Origin of the sequence: Stieleria marina (assembly GCA_007741555.1) — a bacterium.
Taxonomy (GTDB): domain Bacteria; phylum Planctomycetota; class Planctomycetia; order Pirellulales; family Pirellulaceae; genus K23-9.
Map to the genome: position 1 here is coordinate 2819310 of CP036526.1, position 17115 is coordinate 2836424.

At 53.4% G+C, this 17115-nt stretch carries 13 protein-coding genes; 2 read left to right on the forward strand and 11 right to left on the reverse strand.

What is annotated here, in order from left to right; genetic code table 11:
- Positions 1-38: 38 nt before the first annotated feature.
- Positions 39-1463 (reverse strand): class II fumarate hydratase, encoded by a 1425-nt coding sequence (locus K239x_RS09765; protein WP_145417634.1) that lies wholly within the window; start codon positions 1461-1463, stop codon positions 39-41.
- A 108-nt stretch (positions 1464-1571) separates the two neighbouring features.
- Here K239x_RS09765 and K239x_RS09770 point away from each other — a divergent pair, with 108 nt between their 5' ends.
- Together K239x_RS09770 and K239x_RS09775 are read left to right on the forward strand one after the other, a co-directional pair.
- Entirely contained in the window at positions 1572-1850 is a 279-nt protein-coding gene (locus K239x_RS09770) for a hypothetical protein (RefSeq protein WP_145417635.1), read from the forward strand.
- 142 nt (positions 1851-1992) lie between these two features.
- Positions 1993-2997, forward strand: coding sequence for an AAA family ATPase (locus K239x_RS09775; RefSeq protein ID WP_145417636.1), 1005 nt, complete (start codon positions 1993-1995; stop codon positions 2995-2997).
- A 26-nt stretch (positions 2998-3023) separates the two neighbouring features.
- Here the strand turns inward: K239x_RS09775 and K239x_RS09780 are convergent, their stop codons facing one another.
- The 10 genes from K239x_RS09780 to K239x_RS09825 form a co-directional block, all read right to left on the reverse strand.
- The gene (locus K239x_RS09780; RefSeq protein WP_145417637.1) at positions 3024-4370 is read right to left on the reverse strand and encodes an ATPase, T2SS/T4P/T4SS family; all 1347 of its coding nucleotides are present in this window, start codon (positions 4368-4370) and stop codon (positions 3024-3026) included.
- A 63-nt stretch (positions 4371-4433) separates the two neighbouring features.
- Positions 4434-5636 carry a type IV pilus twitching motility protein PilT gene (locus K239x_RS09785; RefSeq protein WP_145417638.1) on the reverse strand — a complete coding sequence of 401 codons (1203 nt, stop codon included), beginning with the start codon at positions 5634-5636 and terminating at the stop codon, positions 4434-4436.
- Positions 5637-5956: 320 nt separating this feature from the next.
- Positions 5957-7348, reverse strand: coding sequence for a polysaccharide biosynthesis/export family protein (locus K239x_RS09790; RefSeq protein WP_419189885.1), 1392 nt, complete (start codon positions 7346-7348; stop codon positions 5957-5959).
- Between the two features lie 240 nt (positions 7349-7588).
- Complete coding sequence (locus tag K239x_RS09795) at positions 7589-8818, reverse strand: hypothetical protein (RefSeq protein ID WP_145417639.1); 1230 nt, start codon at positions 8816-8818, stop codon at positions 7589-7591.
- A 330-nt stretch (positions 8819-9148) separates the two neighbouring features.
- Positions 9149-10414 carry a glycosyltransferase family 4 protein gene (locus tag K239x_RS09800; RefSeq protein ID WP_145417640.1) on the reverse strand — a complete coding sequence of 422 codons (1266 nt, stop codon included), beginning with the start codon at positions 10412-10414 and terminating at the stop codon, positions 9149-9151.
- A gap of 7 nt (positions 10415-10421) precedes the next feature.
- Positions 10422-11558, reverse strand: coding sequence for a non-hydrolyzing UDP-N-acetylglucosamine 2-epimerase (wecB, locus tag K239x_RS09805; protein ID WP_145417641.1), 1137 nt, complete (start codon positions 11556-11558; stop codon positions 10422-10424).
- Between the two features lie 61 nt (positions 11559-11619).
- Positions 11620-12744 carry a polysaccharide biosynthesis C-terminal domain-containing protein gene (locus K239x_RS09810; RefSeq protein WP_145417642.1) on the reverse strand — a complete coding sequence of 375 codons (1125 nt, stop codon included), beginning with the start codon at positions 12742-12744 and terminating at the stop codon, positions 11620-11622.
- A 48-nt stretch (positions 12745-12792) separates the two neighbouring features.
- A complete protein-coding gene (locus tag K239x_RS09815) occupies positions 12793-13839 on the reverse strand; it encodes an SDR family NAD(P)-dependent oxidoreductase (RefSeq protein ID WP_145417643.1) in 1047 nt (348 codons plus the stop codon).
- Positions 13840-14106: 267 nt separating this feature from the next.
- Complete coding sequence (locus K239x_RS09820; protein WP_145417644.1) at positions 14107-16077, reverse strand: hybrid nucleoside-diphosphate sugar epimerase/sugar transferase; 1971 nt, start codon at positions 16075-16077, stop codon at positions 14107-14109.
- Positions 16078-16079: 2 nt separating this feature from the next.
- Positions 16080-17033: a sulfotransferase domain-containing protein gene (locus K239x_RS09825; RefSeq protein ID WP_145417645.1), complete on the reverse strand. Its 954-nt coding sequence runs from the start codon at positions 17031-17033 to the stop codon at positions 16080-16082.
- Positions 17034-17115: the final 82 nt, after the last annotated feature.

The following is a 17115-nucleotide window of genomic DNA, read 5'->3' on the forward strand; positions in this document are numbered from 1 at the left end:
GCCCTGGTCAACGAAGCAAGGTTCGATGATCGGCTGCACTATGCTTGGGGTTCAGTCATGCTCCACGGATCGAGCGCCTCGGTCAGCGTGTCCTCTGGCAAGATCTTTTTCTCCAAGCACAGTTCGCGGATCGTTTGTCCTGACGCAAATGCCTCTTTGGCAAGCTTCGCGGCTTGTTCGTATCCGATCAGCGGATTCAAACTGGTGCACATCGATAGACTCTGTTCGACAGCCGCTTCGCAGGCCTGTTCGTTGGGTTCCATGTCATCGACACAGAATTCACAAAACGATTCGGTGCCGCTGGCCAGTAGGTGAATCGATTCCAAGATGGTGTGCGCCATCATTGGCATCATGATGTTTAGCTGGAAATTTCCACCACTGGCGCCCGCCATGGTCAGTGCCGTATCGTTGCCGATCACTCGAGCGGTCAACTGCATCATTGATTCGCACATAACGGGATTCACTTTGCCGGGCATAATCGAACTGCCTGGTTGCCGTGTAGGGAGTTTGACTTCGTAGAATCCGCAGCGAGGTCCGCTACCGAGCCATCGAATGTTATTTGCGACGTTGAAAAGCGTCTGAGCGATACACTTCAGTTCGCCGTGCGACTGCACCAAAGCGTCACGCTGCGCATTGGCCTCGAAGTGGTTGACGGCGTCAATGAATTGAATGCCCGTGTTTTTGGCAAGTTCAGCTGAAACTCGTGCACCAAATTCAGGGTGCGTATTGATTCCGCTGCCCACTGCGGTGCCGCCGACGGGAAGTTCCAAGACGGCGTCGCGTGCGATTTCTGCTCGCGAGATCGACAGTTCCAGTTGTCGTGCAAATCCGCTGAACTCTTGTCCCAAACGCAGCGGAGTGGCGTCCATCAAGTGGGTGCGACCAATCTTGATGATCTTGTCCCAGTCGGCAGCTTTCTTGGACAGCGATGCGTGCATGCGGCGCAGTGCTGGCAGCAAAACTGTATCGATCTGAACGGCGGTCGCGACGTGAATCGCGGTGGGGAAAGTATCATTGGTACTTTGTCCCATGTTGACGTGATCGTTGGGGTGAATCGATTTTGTTTCGTCCGTGCGGTCACCGCCGGCGATTTCGATCGCACGATTGCTGATCACTTCGTTGACATTCATGTTGCTGCTGGTACCACTTCCCGTTTGAAATACATCAATGGGAAATTGTGCGGCCAATTTACCATCGGCGACTTCTTGAGCAGCCTGCAGCATCGCGTCGACCTGATCGCTGGAAAGTGGGTTCTTTCCGCTCTCGGTCAATTTCTTCAGGTCACGGTTTGCTACGCCGCAAGCGAATTTGACCATTCCCATGGCGCTGATCATGGAGGCAGGAAGTTGCCAGCCGCTAATTGGGAAGTTGTCGACAGCACGCTGCGTTTGGGCGCCGTAATAGGCATCGGCAGGAACTTGCACTTCGCCCATCGAATCGCGTTCGGTACGAAAGTCAGTCATGGTTTGGTAGGTTATCGAGGACAGTTGAACGGGGGTTGTTGCATGATAAAGCGACAACGGGTTCCATGGGAGTAGGCGGAATCGGCCGCCGCAATTGCAACGCCAGCTATGTCAGATCCGCACAGCCGCAAACGAACTCTCCATGGTTTGGCCATACCAGCAGGCTGTTTGTTTGCAACGTTCTCCGCACTGATCACCTGCGGACTTTTATTCATCAATGGAGCGTTGGTTTTGGCGGTGCTGAGGGCGTTCTCCCGGTCCGGTGCCGACTGGGCTCGAGACGTCCGGTTGATGCAGTTCCTGCTCTTGCTGGTTCCGGTGATATTGGTCGTGCTGCAATGGAAATTGCTGGACTACTTGCGATATCGGTTTCGACGCACGCGATAAAAAAACGACAATCATCGAAATCGGCTGTTTTCGATCTCGCCCCATCCGATTCCACTTCAGCAGACACGTTCGCTGTGTTTTCGGCTATTATCTGTGCTGGTTTCAAATCGGTCTTTCTCCACTTTATCACGCGCGGATATCAATGAGTTCCACGGTTGAATCGATGCAGGCTCAGGCCGACGAATTTCGAGATCGCTACGAATCGGTCCGCGAAATGATTGGCCGAGTCATTGTCGGTCATGACGACATCGTTCATGGCGTGCTGACCGCGATGCTTTGCGGCGGCCACTGCTTGCTGGAAGGCGTGCCCGGATTGGGAAAAACCATGTTGGTCCGAACGCTTTCGGAAGTAATGAGTTTACAGTTCAGCCGCATTCAGTTCACGCCTGATTTGATGCCAGCCGACATCTTGGGCACCAACATGATCGTGGAAGATGACACGGGAAAACGGAAGTTCGAATTCCAGCGTGGTCCTGTGTTCACTCAGATCTTATTGGCTGACGAGATCAACCGAGCGACGCCGAAGACGCAGTCGGCGATGTTGGAAACCATGCAGGAAGGTACGGTGACGGCGGCCGGCACACGGTTCATGCTGGATCAGCCGTTTTTTGTGCTCGCCACGCAAAACCCAATCGAACAAGAAGGAACGTATCCTTTGCCAGAAGCGCAGATGGATCGTTTTATGTTCAAACTGGTCGTGGGCTACAGCAGCCGCGAGGATTTGAACATGATCGTCGACCGCACAACACGCGGCGAGACGGCCAAGCTAGAAAAGGTCATGGATGGCAGCGAGATCATCAAATGGCAATCGCTTGTTCGTGAAGTTATCCTGGCGCCACACGTTCAGGATTACCTGGTCCGTCTGACCTTGGCGACTCACCCCGATGGCCCACACAGCGTGGCGGCCACCAATGACTACGTCCGATGGGGAAGTAGTCCGCGGGGGGCGCAAACTTTGGCGTTGGCATCAAAAGTTCGCGCGTTGTTGGAAGGTCGGTACAACGTCAGTTTCGAGGACATTCGCCGGGTGTATCTCCCGACGATGCGGCACCGTGTCTTGCTGAACTTTGAAGCACAGGCCGAAGGTGTCGATCCGGATCAAGTCCTGCTCGACATATTGGAAAAAGTGCCTGAGAAAGGCGAGTAGGCTTCTGGCGGCGGTGATGCCGGAGTTTACTTTTTGGCAAACAGTTTCTTTAGTTCGTCCAAGCCGGTTAGGCCGCGAGCAACTGTTAGCACTGCTTCGGTCTGCAAGCTGCGATGCCCTTCGGATTTGGCAATGGCATTGAGCTGAGCAACGTCTTTGGTTTTCAGCAACGCGTCGCGAAGTTTTTCGCCGGGGGCGAGCAGTTCAAAGATTGCGATTCGGCCGTAGTAGCCGCGGCCATTGCAAACGTGACAAGGCGTAATCGGCGCCGGGTTTCCGTTTTCGTCGACCTGCTGTTCGATCGGCGGAAGCAGAAAAGGCTGGTACAGCATGGCGACACGACCTGCTGGGATGCCCAGTTGTTTCAGCAGCTGTGGCGGTGGTTCAAATCCAACCTTGCAATTGTCACACAGTCGACGGATCAGACGCTGGCCGATGACGGCCCTGATTTTTGCAGCGATTCGCGGAGCTAGCTCAGGGTACTTTGCCAGCAGCATGACCAGGCCTTCCGTCGCTGTTCGCGCGACGGTTCGCGTCATGATCTGCTTGTCATTCTTTTCGACTTGATTCAGTGCCATGTCCATCGATTCACTAAGCGGAAGCTCGGGAAACAACAGGACGTCGGGTTCTTTCAGGCAGGCGCTTTTGACCACTGCTTCTTGGCTCTTACCGGTTTCGCCGCCGTAATAGTTCGGGCTGATGTTGATGATGTCGGGCTCGCCAGAACCTTCTTCCTCGAACGACTGAAAGTCACGAATCAATCGGTCGGCGGTATTGAGCGAAAGAACCCAACTGGTCGTCAGTCCTTCGCTTTTGGGGGCGGTCACCAGAACGATGGTGCCATCGGAGTTCAAATGATCTTTGTAGGCTTCCAGCATTTTGTCGCGCATGCCCAGATCAGTCATTCGATCAAAAGCAATCTTTTCGGCTTCTAGCTTGACCAGCACGCGTTCGCCTGTGGGCACGCCCTGCGACTGCACCTTGACTTCATACTTGTCTTTGACGCACTTGATATCGATCGATCCCGTCTGTTGGCTTCGTCGATCCGCTGGATTCATTAGGCAAAGCTGTTTGATTGCGTACAGCATTGCGTCGGCGGTTTCGCGTTCAAGTGGCGGCACCTGTTCCCAATTACCATCGATCTGATACCGGATCGCGCATCCCCGTTGCGAAAAATCCAACAACAGATGCGTCGAACGTGACTGAATCGCATGCCCCAGCAAGCCGCTGGCCACTTCATAGCCGGCACCTTGGCGAGCGAGGACCAGCAGCGATTGTGCTTCGGTTCGCTCTTTGATCTTGGGAGAAAATTCGACTTGGGTGCCCGTCTGCCAGACGTGCTGCTCATCGGACGCTGCTGATTGCTTTGCCATCGTGGCCGTTTCGCTTTGTTGTAGATCGAGTGGAATGGAGGAGAGGAATAAGTCGACGAGGCGTTAGATGATACCGGGAGCTTTGACGTCGATGCCTTTCAAGGCCATCTTCAGCGAATCCTTGTTCGGTGCCACTGCGAATGCGGTGGGCCGGTCGATCAATTCATCGTCAATCAATTGCTTCAGGCTCATCGTAAAGTCCTGCATCCCGTCGTCGGCGCCGATACGGATCGCGTCGGGTAGCTTATTGTCTTGGCCTTCGAGCACCAGTTTTTTGATCATCGGTGTGAACGTCATGACTTCAACCGTCGGTACTCGCGACACATCCGGGCGAATGCTCTTAAGCAGCTTTTGCGCGACGATGCCTTTCATGTTAAACGCGATCGCGGCGCGAATCGCATTGTGCATTTCTTCGGGGAACAAGTCCAGAATACGACCGATGCACGTCGAAGCACTCGCTGCGTGAATTGTTCCAAAAACGAGGTGCCCTGTTTCTGCAGCGTGGATCGCCGTCATAAACGTTTCTTCGTCACGAAGTTCGCCCACCAGAATGATGTCGGGGTCTTCACGCACCGCATGTTTCATCCCGATCTCAAAGTCTTTGACGTCTTGGCCGATCTCCCTTTGGTTGATCAGGCACTTGTCTTCGGTATAGATGAATTCGATCGGATCTTCGAGCGTCAAAATGTGTTTGCGATAGATGCTGTTGATGTAGTTGAGCATCGATCCGATCGTCGTACTTTTTCCGGATCCTGTCACACCTGCCAGTAGAACCATGCCTTGTTCAAAGTGACACAGTTCTTCCATCGAATCAGGCAGAAAGAGACCTTTGAAATCGGGGATCCAATTGCTAATTCGACGAGCAACCAGGCCGATGTTGCCCAGGGACATCAGCATGTTGATTCGGAATCGCCAAGTGGTTCCGTCGACTTCGCACGTGTAAGAAAAGTCAGCTCCTCCTTCTTCTTCAAAGATAACTAGGTTTCGGTCGTCCATCATCGGCACCAACAGGTCAACCGCCTCTTCTCTGCCCAGTGGGCCACGGTTGAGCGGTTTGAGTTCTCCGCCGACGCGGACCATGGGCGGCTGCCCCACTTTCATGTGAAGGTCAGAGCCTTCGAGTTTGACCAACGCACGGAAAATCTTGTCGACCGGCAGCTCTTTTCGGTCACCCATCAACGACTGACGTAGGCGAGCCTTGACTGCCTCAGGACTGGTGTCCATGTTTGCCGTTTTTGAGCCAGATGATTTTTTGCCGTGAGCCATATTGATCGTCTACAAAAGGGATTGCTGTTGTCAATGTTTACCCATCGCGTGGTAGCCAAACCTGCGGAGGGCATCTTCGTGTGCTTCGATGATCGTGTGATCACTGCCGAAAAATCACGTGTCGGTGACGCTGCACCATTCTAAGCAAAGTCCGCAAAGACTCAACGCGATCCGGGGCGGTTCGGCGGTTTGAAGCGAGGGGGATTGCGGCTGGAAGGGCGATGGAATGACGGAAAGACGAAAAATGCCGCCAGTGAACCATGAATTTGCATTCTGGCTCTCTGGCGGCAAGCGGATGATCAAACAATCGGTGGAATCGATTAATTGACCAATTCGCGGATTCCAAAGGTGAAGAACGCGACCAAGCCGAAGTTGATCAGCTCTTCGTGCGGTTTGTATCGCAGGATCAACGAGTCACCGGGCTGAATCAAGATCCGCATCGATGGATCATTCAACGCCTGCTGAAGATCAATCGCGATGTTGAATTCCCGGCCGCATTTGGATTTGCGAATCACATAGAGTTGCGTTGGAACCGATCCACCGAAGCCAGCTCCAAGAATTGAACCAGCAGCTCCGCCACCACTTCGCTGCGACGATCCGCCCAGGCCCGTTCCGGCGATTGACATGGCCGAAATGACGTCCAAGTCATAGTCACGTGGAATTGGATACTGACCACCTGGAAGCAATCCACCTGTGTAGAAGACTTCTGTGTCGCGTGATTCGATCAGCACGATGTCGCCTTCCTCCAGGACAACGTCCGCAGGATCAATTTGTGGCATCTCGCCTGGACGAACTCGCAATGGGATCGTGATCGAAAACGGGTCTTCGATCAAATGCTCGTGACAGCACAGAGCACAAGGATCTTGATATGGGGCAGCTTGATTGAACAGCTGCATCATCATCTCTTCGCGACGGTCGTTGGGAATGCGCGACGCCTTCATGATTTTGACTTCGTTCTTGGCATTCAGTCCTGGCAAACCGCCAGTGTCAGCCAAAGCGTGCATCAAGTCATTCTTGTAGGCAGGCATGTCCAGAGTAAATCCGGCACCCTGACGAGTCGTGCCACTGACGACTTCGGCGGTATTACCACGTGTGTTGGTGCCACCAGAGATGGCCAGTTCTTGGTCGGATCCGTCTTCGCGAATCACGATCACGCGACTTGTGCGTTCACGCATCAGCGAAACCAAAATACGGTCGCGTCCGGGGCGAAGAATCTTTTCGACTTCGACATAGGCTTCGCGAATCAATTCTTCTGCTTCGGCAACCGTTTTGCCTTCGACATAGATTGGTTCGACCAAAGGCAATGGAAGCGTTCCGTCGTCCCGTACGGGGATCGGGAATCCGACGCTAGGCGGCAAATCGCTGCCCGGTTCGGGAAAGTGAACCGGCGGCGCGGCAGCCACTTGGTCTTCGTTTGCTTTGGGCGGCATGACGCCTTCGATGTAGATGCCCAAGATGTCGCCTTCGGCAAGCACATACTCTTCAGGCTTCTGCATCCGCATCAGTGCCAACGGCACTTGGATTAGATTGTTCTTGGATTGCCCCAGCAGTTCGGCAGGCAGGCTTTTGACCGGCACGCCACTCATTGGGGACATCACTGAAGTGCAACCGCTAGCAGTCACAAGCATCGTGAGCGCAACGACTGCGTAAATTGTTTTGCACGTCGATGAACTGGAATCGTTCATGGCGTGATTTGATAGTTTGTTTGTCATCGTATTTTCCACTGTTTGCGATCATCCGTGATCTAAATTGCCGGGGCAGGGTGTTTGAAGACCTGCGCCAACGTTTCCGCTATTCATTTTGAAGTTGATTGAGTTATTCAATGTCGCTTGCGCTGCCCGTGTTTGATCAGGCAGCGCGACAACTACATGTGTCTCGATAGACATCCTGTCCAGCGAAGACACTTTCCTTGGACAAGCCGCGTCCTTGCAGCTTGTCCTCCCAAGAGGTTTCTACTGCGAAAGCGGAACTTGGAATTCCTGTGACAGCACTGCTTGAGCGATGTCGACTTCACCGAACAGCCAATCAACACCGTCCATATCAAAGCTGACTTGAATGTTGGGTAGTTGGACCGGTTCACCGACAACGGGTGTCGATGTTTGGGCGTCGCTCGTTGGTACTGCTACTGGAACGGGTGGTGCGTTGGCATCCGCTGCCTCCGCTGCAGTTTCAATTGCCGATTCCATGGCTGGCATGGTGATCGGGCCGCCAGCGACGGGCGTTTGCTGAACAGGACTCGCAACTGGGATGGGTTCCGAAGACGCCAGCACCTGTATTTGCTGATCAGCAGATGCTGCAGCATTGGTCAGGTCGTCATTTCGTTGGATCGGTTCAATGGCAGCGGGCGGAACGATACTTCGGTCCGACGGGCTGCCCGCTTCGGACTCTTCGTCCATCGCTTCAGCGGACGGTTCATCGACTGCTTCGCCTTTGGGGGCGTCGATCGATTCGCCTTCATTGTTGAAGCCCCGCTCAGCATCCTCCGTCATTTCCAAATTCTCAGCAGCTTCGTCTGAAGTCGATGTTGATGCATCGTCTGCTGGAGTTGGGAAATCTTGTTGGATCTGTGCGTTGGGATCGTCGATGATCGGATCCGCATAAACGTCCATTGGCACGGGCGGTGCATTGAACTGATCGTGGACCATTCCGTTGTGCATCACGCCGGCGTTCTGAGCGCACGGTACGCATCCGGGCGTGCATTGATCGGTCGCCATGCAAGCAGCAAGGTCGGGGCTGATCGCCATTTTGCACCAGTTGCACGCTCCAGAGGATTGTGCCGCTGCGACACCGAGCGGATATCCTTGGAACCAGCATTTTGCATTCAGCCGTTTTCCTAGACCGCAGTAGCAGGTCGGTGGAACAAGTGGCGTGCAGCCGCTGCCGCCTTGAGCCGTCGCAACGAATCCGTCGACAAAGCCTTTGCGGATGTCTTTGGAGTTCGCTGCATTGCCGTAGCAGTGAGCGTACTGTTCGCTCCAAAGAACACGTGCGGTGGCTTTGGCACGGAGGTCGGTACAAAGCCGGCATCCTGACTGGCCGTAGGGGGCCATCATGCCTTGACTCATGGAGGAGCAGCCGACGGTCGTCAGCAAGCACCCGATGGCCAAAGCGGGGATCAATCCGCAGAGGATTTGGCGTTTGTGAGTCCACCAGCCCGTCGGCTTGTGTGGTTGAATCTTCATTTCGTTGTCCCTTCCGTGGGATTGACGCGACGTTTTGTGGATAAAGCGTCCACGCTGGACGATCCCGTCAACCCTGATGGCTCGCTACAACGTGCGAGTTCGGATCAGCGGGAGCAACCATCGTGGACGGTCTTATCGCACTGAATCGTCTAACCATCCGGCAAATGAGCAACAGAAACAGAATGGGGGCTACGAGCCGAACAACCCACAAAACCGGCTAACCGTCAAAGTTTGCCAGACACGCACGGTTCACCTCGCATGGCGCGTCGTGGATCTTTTGCCGCGTATCGTTCACCGCGAAGTTTGCTTGGCAACCGTCGGTGCGCGGCTTTAACCCAACACGCGCTGCAGCAATTGCGTCCACTGAGGCATCACTTGGTCGCGAGAGAAATGCGACGAAAAGAATTCACCCGCGCTAACTCGCATTCCAGCAACTTCGTCGGGATGGCCAATCGCGTATTGGATCTGCTCCAGAATGTCGGCCACAGGAGATTGGTTGCAGGATAATCCAAATCCAAATTCTATCGGCAGCCGACTCAATTCACTGTCACTTTCGCAAACCACCAAAACGGCTGTTCCGAGTGAAAGATAGGAAGCCAGTTTGCTAGGGAACGCGTATCGATACACTTTGGGCTCCAAGCTGACCACACAGAGATCGGCATCAGCCATCAGCGGCTCGGCCATGGAGAGCGGCTGGCGATCGATGAATTTGATTCGGTCGTCATTGGCTGCAATGGCCTTTTCCCGAAGTTCTTCTTTTGCTTTTCCATCACCCATCAAGACAAATTCAAACGGGGTTTTGTCTGGCACTTGCAAGCAGGCATCGACGATCGAGTCCAAGTTTTGGAATCGACCAATGTTCCCGGCAAACATCATGCGAAAAACGCCGGGAGTCTTCATCCACTCCTCAGGCGGCGACTTGAGATCGTCAAACCGAGGGAGATTGAAATTCGGAATGACTTCGATCTTGTCCTTAATTCCAGCGACACGATCCATCATGGAATCTCGCATGTCTTCAGACAACAACACAATGCGGTCCGCACGTTGGACGGTGCGGACATCAATTTTCTGAAGTAGCTTCATCAGAAAGGAATGCCGCACATGTCCCGTTTCGCAAACCACTTCGGGGTGAATGTCCTGAAGGTGGTAGATGAATTTCGCTCCCACTCGTCGGGCCGCCCATCCCGCGGCAGCGGCACCGATGACGGGAGGTTGGGTACTGCACATCACCACTTGGGGCTTTTTGCGTAGTACAAACCAGATGATTCCGATGCAGAAAATCAGATCGTTGATTGCTCGAAAGATCGGGCGAAACCGACGCTGCGACAATAGCTTAACGCGTTTTACAGTTAAGTGTTCGCCCAAATCTTGGGACAGCTGAACCGATTGCGACGCATCGGATTCCTTGGAATACGTCGGCTGGCCGGTGAACACGCTGACCTGATTGCCTTCGGAAGCCAAGTGCTCAGCGATCTTGCGGAGCAGAATTCCATACGGCGACGTGTCCGGCCAAAAATAGCGATGGATCAGCGTGATTCGAGTCGGCGCGATCTGGGACTCGGTTTTGTTTTCAGGCATCGCTGGATGATCAGGCATAGCGGGGTTAGGCCTGTGTCTCGATACCCATCCAGCGATGAGTCAGATTTGCAGTGCCGAGAACAAGCCGCACAACTCGCTGAGAACAGTTCGCGATCGAGTAGTCGGCGGGCACGGGCGGGAATCCTGCGGTGTCCGTCGTGACCAGTCGAACGCAGTCGACGATTCGTCCAGGATCAGTGCCTGTGATGACGATGCTACCAGTGTCGAGAGCTTCGGGCCGTTCAATGGCATTTCGAATCGTGACGGCTGGAAAACCCAACAGACTGGATTCTTCGCTGATGGTTCCGCTATCGGATATGACGCAGAATGCATCTTTCTGGAGCCGGTTGTAATCGCAGAAACCAAACGGCTTCATGAATCGCACTTGATCATGCGTGTCTAGCAGATTTCCTTCGTCAAGCCGTTTCTTGGTGCGTGGGTGGGTTGAAACGATGACGGGAAATCCGTGTTCATCGGCCAACTGGGATAGACCCGCTAGCAGATTGGATAGTTGAACCGGATTGTCGACGTTTTCTTCGCGGTGCATGCTGACGAGCAAGTACTGCTGCGGTTTGAGCCCCAGGTCGGCGAGCGCATTGGACGCGTCGATTTTGTCAGCGTAGTGTTCGAGCACTTCCCGCATCGGCGATCCGGTGACGTAGATCCGTCGATGCGGAAAACCTTCGGCCAGTAGATGGCGGCGGGCGTGTTCGGTGTAAACCAAATTGAAGTCACTGATGTGATCGATGATGCGCCGATTCGTTTCTTCGGGGACATTCATGTCAAAGCAACGGTTGCCGGCTTCCATGTGATAAAGCGGAATCTTCAACCGTCGAGCCATGATGCCAGCCAACGCACTGTTGGTGTCACCCAAGATTACGACCGCATCGGGTTTCTCCGAACGCAGTACTTTTTCGCTTTCGATCAACGTTCCGCCCAGAACATTGCCCAGCGACGACGTGTCGACGCCAAGGAAATGATCGGGTTTTCGGATCTCTAGATCATCGAAAAAAATCTGGTTCAACTCGTAGTCGTAATTTTGCCCCGTGTGGACGATCACGTGATCGGCGTGCTGGTCCAACGCATTCATGACGCGCGCCAATCGGATGATCTCCGGTCGCGTACCAAGGATGGTCATGATCTTCAGACGATTCGTTCTCATTATTTGATTCGACTTTCTCTGTCGCTCAAGTGGATTGAATTGGATGGTTGCGAAAGACGCACTAAGCGTTGGATGCTTGTGGTAAATCGACTTCTAAAAAATAAGTGTCGGGAGCATCCGGATTGAAAAGCTCGGCAGACCAGAATAACGTCAGCAGCGGTTCGTCCCCGACGTTGGTGATGTTGTGCGTGTGAAGGGTTGGGATATCAATCGCTTGCGGAACCTCACCGTCAACATCGAAGACATGTGTTTCGTTGGTGAGCACTTTTCGTAATCGAATCTTGGCTTTGCCTTGGACCACCAAAAAGCGTTCGACTTTGTGCAGATGAAAATGGTTTCCTCGCGTGATTCCCGGCTTGGTCGTCGACAAAAACGTTTGGCCTTGTCCATCAGACCGAATCGCTTCGAACAATGATCCGCGTGGATCAGAATGCAGTGTCAGGTCGACGGGGCGTTTCGCATGCGGAATGTATGAGCGATACGTATTGAACATCTGTAGGTGGAGCAGGTTGTCCAGATTCGGTACTGTCCCGCTGGCGTAACGAGAGGCCAAGTGTTGGAGCAGTTCGGCCAGTTCCGTTACTTTTAGTGGCGTTCCGTCTGGTCGCAAGTCGCCGTCGTAACGATCTTGGGCAGCTTTCCAGGCGATCTTGGCAACGTCACCGGTGTGTAGCAGCGAAAGCTGGCCATCTCCGGTCACGCTAGGTGTTTCGCCGTTGGCGATCTGATGCGCAAACGTGGAAACCGCCGAGTTGTAGAATGGTTTTCCGTGCTCGCCAAAAACGTGTGGCAAAATCAGGTTGGTGCAAGTGCTGTCCGTTTCCGCCGCGTTTTTCGCAAGGATTTCGCCAGCAACGCGTTTGGATTCGCCATATCGCGTCGGACCGTCAATGTGCGTCGACGAACTGTAAATCACGTGCGGCTTGTTGCCCGATGATTTGCAGGACAACGCCAAGCGTTCGGCTAAAGCAACGTTGGTCGCGTAGATTTCGTCCTCTTCACCTCGGTTCATGCCGGCGAAGTGAACGATCACATCTGCGTTGCGAACCGCTTCGCTTAAGTAGTCGTCGTCTGCAAACTGTGAACGGTTGCAGGACGTGACATTGACGTCTTCAAGCGTCGATAAAAAACAGCGAAAGTGCCAGCCGATCAGGCCGTCGCTTCCTGTGACCAAAACAGTTGTCATCACATTTACTCGATTGAGATTGAATAGGTTCGTTTGCGGGTGCCAGGGCTAGACCAATAGTCCATCTTGACGCAAATCTGCTTGAATCTCAGGCAATGACAGCAGCAAATCCTTCATCTGTTGAACCGATAGCTGCTCGGTCGAATCAGACGAGTAGTCCTGTAGTTTGGTATCGCTCTTTTGACCTTTGGTAAAGAAGTTCGAGTAGTTCAAGTCGCGGTCATCCATTGGAATGCGTAGGAAGTCGCCCATGTCTTCGCTGCGACGAATCTCAGCCACGCTGGCGAGAGCTTCGTGCATCTTTTCGCCATGTCGTTCGCCAATGGATTTAATCTCGCTGTTGGATTCAAACAACTGCAACATCGCTTGAGCGAGTGTCATCAAAGAACAGGCGGCTGCTTTCTTGATGAAGACGTCGCCTTGCTGAGCATTTTCAAAAGCAAACTCAACTAATGAGACTGAATCACGCAGTGGCAGCATGAATCGGGTCATCTCGGGATCCGTCAATGTCAGCGGATTGCCTTCGCGAATCTGACGAACGAACAATGGAATCACGGATCCACGCGAACACATGACGTTGCCATAGCGAACACTGCAGACGCGCGTCTCGTGGTCGTCCAGTCTTCTGGCGACGGACTGAGCCACTTTTTCCATGACCGCTTTAGTCATGCCCATCGTATTGACGGGGTAAACGGCTTTGTCCGTTCCCAAGCAAACCACGCACTCGACTTTGGCTTTGACAGCCGATTCCAAAACGTTGTTGCTGCCGATGATGTTGGTCGCGACGGCTTCCATCGGAAAGAATTCACAGGAAGGCACTTGTTTCAACGCCGCAGCGTGAAAGACCAAGTCCACGCCTTCCATGGCGGCATCCACGCTTTCGCGATTTCGGATGTCGCCAATGTAGAATTTCAATCGCGGTTCACTCATCTGAACACGCATTTCTTCCTGCTTGCATTCGTCTCGGCTGAAGATCCGAATCTCTTCGTAGCCACGTGAGAGCAAGTGCTTGACCATCGTTTTTCCGAACGATCCGGTACCGCCCGTGATCAGTACCGTTTTGCCATCAGGTTTAAATTTGGGGGATGATCCCATGAGTCGCGTCCGAATGAAAAGTGAAGTTCAAGTGCTAAAAGTTGATCTGCGGCGTGTCGCTTTTCGCTACAAACATTACTGTAATCTTGTTCCGGTATTGAGCTACCGCAGAGTGTGCATCGCTGTGTGTATTTTTTTTTGTGTTCCGATTATGCCGGTCATCATGGCGTCGCCACCAATTTGACTAAACGAAATCGCCTTGTGAAAGCGACTGATCCGGAGCGTCAAATTCCAGCTTGCTCAGCAACTGGCTGCGACGTTGTACGGCTAAGATCCCTTGCCGCTTTGGTCGTTGCTCAGAATCTGTTCGGCATTTTGCAAAAGTTCATGTTTCACGGAATCGTCGGAATTCAGCGACGGCAGTTGGATGTGCTGCAACGTTTGGCCGCTAGAAAGTTCTTTGCCAATCATGTCAAAAACCATCAACGCTTCGCTCTCCGAATCCTTGCGGCTGACGAATATTATTTGAGGCGTGTTTCCGGTTGCGGAAGCGATGTCCGAGGAAGCGATCTGGCCGGACGGGCGTAGAGAAACAAAACGCGAATCGCTCCACTTGCGGTCGTCCGTGGCGAAGCACCCGGCTGCAACCGCATCAGTAGTGCAAATAAGAGTTCGCTCCGAGCCTTCGGTCAACACGATATAGGGTTCGCCGCCTTCGTCATCTGCTTGCTTGATACCATCGCTTTTGAACACCGCAAATGCCGTACGGAAAATGATCTGCATATCAAACCAGAAGCTTTGCCGCTGGAGATACTGAGAATCAAATGCGACTTTTTCCGCACAGTGCAGTTCGTCGCGGCCATTGATCGCGGCCCATCCGGTGATGCCGGGTTTTAACTGCGATACACCGAACACGTCGCGCAGTTGATTGACTTCGTCTTGACTGGGCAGTGATGGGCGAGGACCAACGAACGACATGTGGCCGCCTAGGATGTTGATCAGCTGCGGTAATTCATCCAAACTCGTTTTGCGTAGGATCGCTCCCAGCGGTGTGATGTAGCTTTTGGAATCGTTCAGCAAATGCGTTGCCACTTCAGGCGTGTCGGTCCGCATCGTGCGGAACTTTGCCATCGGAAAGGTGGATCCAGCCCTGCCCGCTCGGCGCGACCAATAGATGATCGGACCTTTGGAAGTCACTTTGACCAGCACGGCGATGATCGTCATAGGGATCGCGAAGACCATTAGAAGGAACAAGCCCAGCGAATAGTCGAACACTGTCTTTGCCATCGAGGGGCGCCGTGTGTTGCTGTGTTTCGTTCGGTAGTGTTTGACCTGGCTGGCGATGCCGTCGGTGATTGATAGTTGAGGCGTGAAGCGAAAGACCTGGCGGAATTTCGTGCCGTCAAACGTGTCGCTGCGGGTCCATTTTTCAATCGTCGAATGAATTCTTGCAATGGGACCGCGCCCCAAGCACAAAACGGAAAGAGCTTTGGCGCCAAATAATGCCAGTCCAGACGGTACGGTTACCAGTACTTTCTTTCCCAAGTGCGACTGAAGTTCCCGAATGACGGAACTCATTTTCGTTGGTTCAATGGCGACGTTGTAGATGGCGTTTGGCGGAGTCGACGATCGATTCGCTGCAAGAAGTGTTGCGCGAGCGGCGTCGCTGACGTGAAGCAAGTTTTTTTCGTTCGAACCATCGCCAATGTTGACGAACTTTCCGCTGTCGATCGCTTTCATCAATCGGTCGACATTTCCGCGGTCACCGGGGCCATAGAGCGTCGTCATGCGAAGGATCGTCAGATGCATCGCTGTGTTTTCGATCGCATCAGTCGCTGCCTTTTCGCCAGCGTATTTGCTTTCGGCGTAGGATCCGACGGGGGCGCATTCGTCTCCTTCGTTGCAATGTTCGCGAGCTGCACCGTAGACGCCGCTGCTACTTATAAGCACAAAGTGTGACACTCTCTGCTTCGATGCGGCGCTGGCGATCTTGGCCACCGCATCGGCGTTCACTCTCTGAAACGCATCGTGATCATCGCCTTGTTTTCCGAATTGGTGTGCCAGTCCAGCAACATGAATCACGGTGTCGATGTTGTCGAATAGCGACGCAGGAATTTCGTCTTTGCCGAAATCGATCTGACGATAATCGCATTCGCTCTCAACGCCGGAAAGCTCGCTTCGTCGACCAGTGCATCGAAAAGCAAGTCCTTGCTGTTGGCATTGTCTTACGATCTCGGAGCCCAGGAAGCCGCTCGCTCCAGTGATCAAGAAATTTTGCGGGGACGTTTGACTACTCACGGCTACGTTCCTGCACTTGCCGTGGGGGCATGCAAATTGGGTGTCGACTCCGCCAGCAATCTGGTCCACCACGGTTCCAGGGACGGATGAAGCTGGATCATTCGTCGGATTTCTTCGTTCAGTACGTCGCAGTCCTGATCATCCAGTACCTCACGCGGATTCACTTTGACGCTTTGTTTCAGGGCAGTGTCCGAATAGAAGACCTTTTTGACCAAACGTGATTTGTGCAGACGCGAAAGCAGGCCGTACATGCCCATGCGTCGGAGCAAGTACGACACTTGCGTCGCGAGACGGGCGACTGACTTTGACTTTGGCGTGATCGACGCGTTGACGACTTCGTTTGCAGCGGGTGGTTGGTAGTTGCTATCAACCCCGATGAAGTCGTAGATCTCGGCTAGCACCTGCTCCTGTTCCGTTTTCAGTCGTTCGTAGACGAACAGGTAGATTTGGTCGCGAGGAAAGGTCTCGAAGAACGATTGAAGCCGTACAGACAGTAGCACGGATTCCTGCAGTGAAATCGTGTCGCCTTCGGTCAATTGGTTGCGTCGCTGTCGATACTGGTATCCACTGCCCATCAGTTTGCCGATGTGTTCGCCCAGCGAATCTTGCAGCGGCCCCAGGGGCAGTCCGCGACGGACCCCGAACTGATGAAAAGACTGCATCAACGAATGCGGGTCACGCACATTGATCATGATCTTCATCTTCGGATTGTATTGAAAAATCCTTTTCGCGACTTCCGGGTCGGTGTAGTAGCAGTTCGAGATTTCACCCGAGGCAGTTTTGCCTTCGTCTGCGAAGTGATCTTCGTACCATTTGTCGCCCAAGTGGAAGTTACTGTTAAAATACTCCGTCTCTTTGACGCTGGCCATCGTCACATCGGGATGCGCCAGCAGTATCTCGTGCAGCCAAGACGTGGCGCATCGACCAGGGCCAATGTTGATGAATGTGGGAGACATTTCGAGAGACTCTCTTCAGTAGACTTAAATGTGTTGAACGAGACCGATCGATTGGAGTTGATGCGATCCGGCGGGCTTAGTT

Coding starts and splice junctions, on each gene's coding strand:
- K239x_RS09765 (WP_145417634.1), bottom strand. CDS start 1,463: ATGACTGACTTTCGTACCGAACGCGATTCGATGGGCGAAGTGCAAGTT.
- K239x_RS09770 (WP_145417635.1), top strand. CDS start 1,572: ATGTCAGATCCGCACAGCCGCAAACGAACTCTCCATGGTTTGGCCATA.
- K239x_RS09775 (WP_145417636.1), top strand. CDS start 1,993: ATGAGTTCCACGGTTGAATCGATGCAGGCTCAGGCCGACGAATTTCGA.
- K239x_RS09780 (WP_145417637.1), bottom strand. CDS start 4,370: ATGGCAAAGCAATCAGCAGCGTCCGATGAGCAGCACGTCTGGCAGACG.
- K239x_RS09785 (WP_145417638.1), bottom strand. CDS start 5,636: ATGGCTCACGGCAAAAAATCATCTGGCTCAAAAACGGCAAACATGGAC.
- K239x_RS09790 (WP_419189885.1), bottom strand. CDS start 7,348: ATGACAAACAAACTATCAAATCACGCCATGAACGATTCCAGTTCATCG.
- K239x_RS09795 (WP_145417639.1), bottom strand. CDS start 8,818: ATGAAGATTCAACCACACAAGCCGACGGGCTGGTGGACTCACAAACGC.
- K239x_RS09800 (WP_145417640.1), bottom strand. CDS start 10,414: ATGCCTGATCATCCAGCGATGCCTGAAAACAAAACCGAGTCCCAGATC.
- wecB (WP_145417641.1), bottom strand. CDS start 11,558: ATGAGAACGAATCGTCTGAAGATCATGACCATCCTTGGTACGCGACCG.
- K239x_RS09810 (WP_145417642.1), bottom strand. CDS start 12,744: ATGACAACTGTTTTGGTCACAGGAAGCGACGGCCTGATCGGCTGGCAC.
- K239x_RS09815 (WP_145417643.1), bottom strand. CDS start 13,839: ATGGGATCATCCCCCAAATTTAAACCTGATGGCAAAACGGTACTGATC.
- K239x_RS09825 (WP_145417645.1), bottom strand. CDS start 17,033: ATGTCTCCCACATTCATCAACATTGGCCCTGGTCGATGCGCCACGTCT.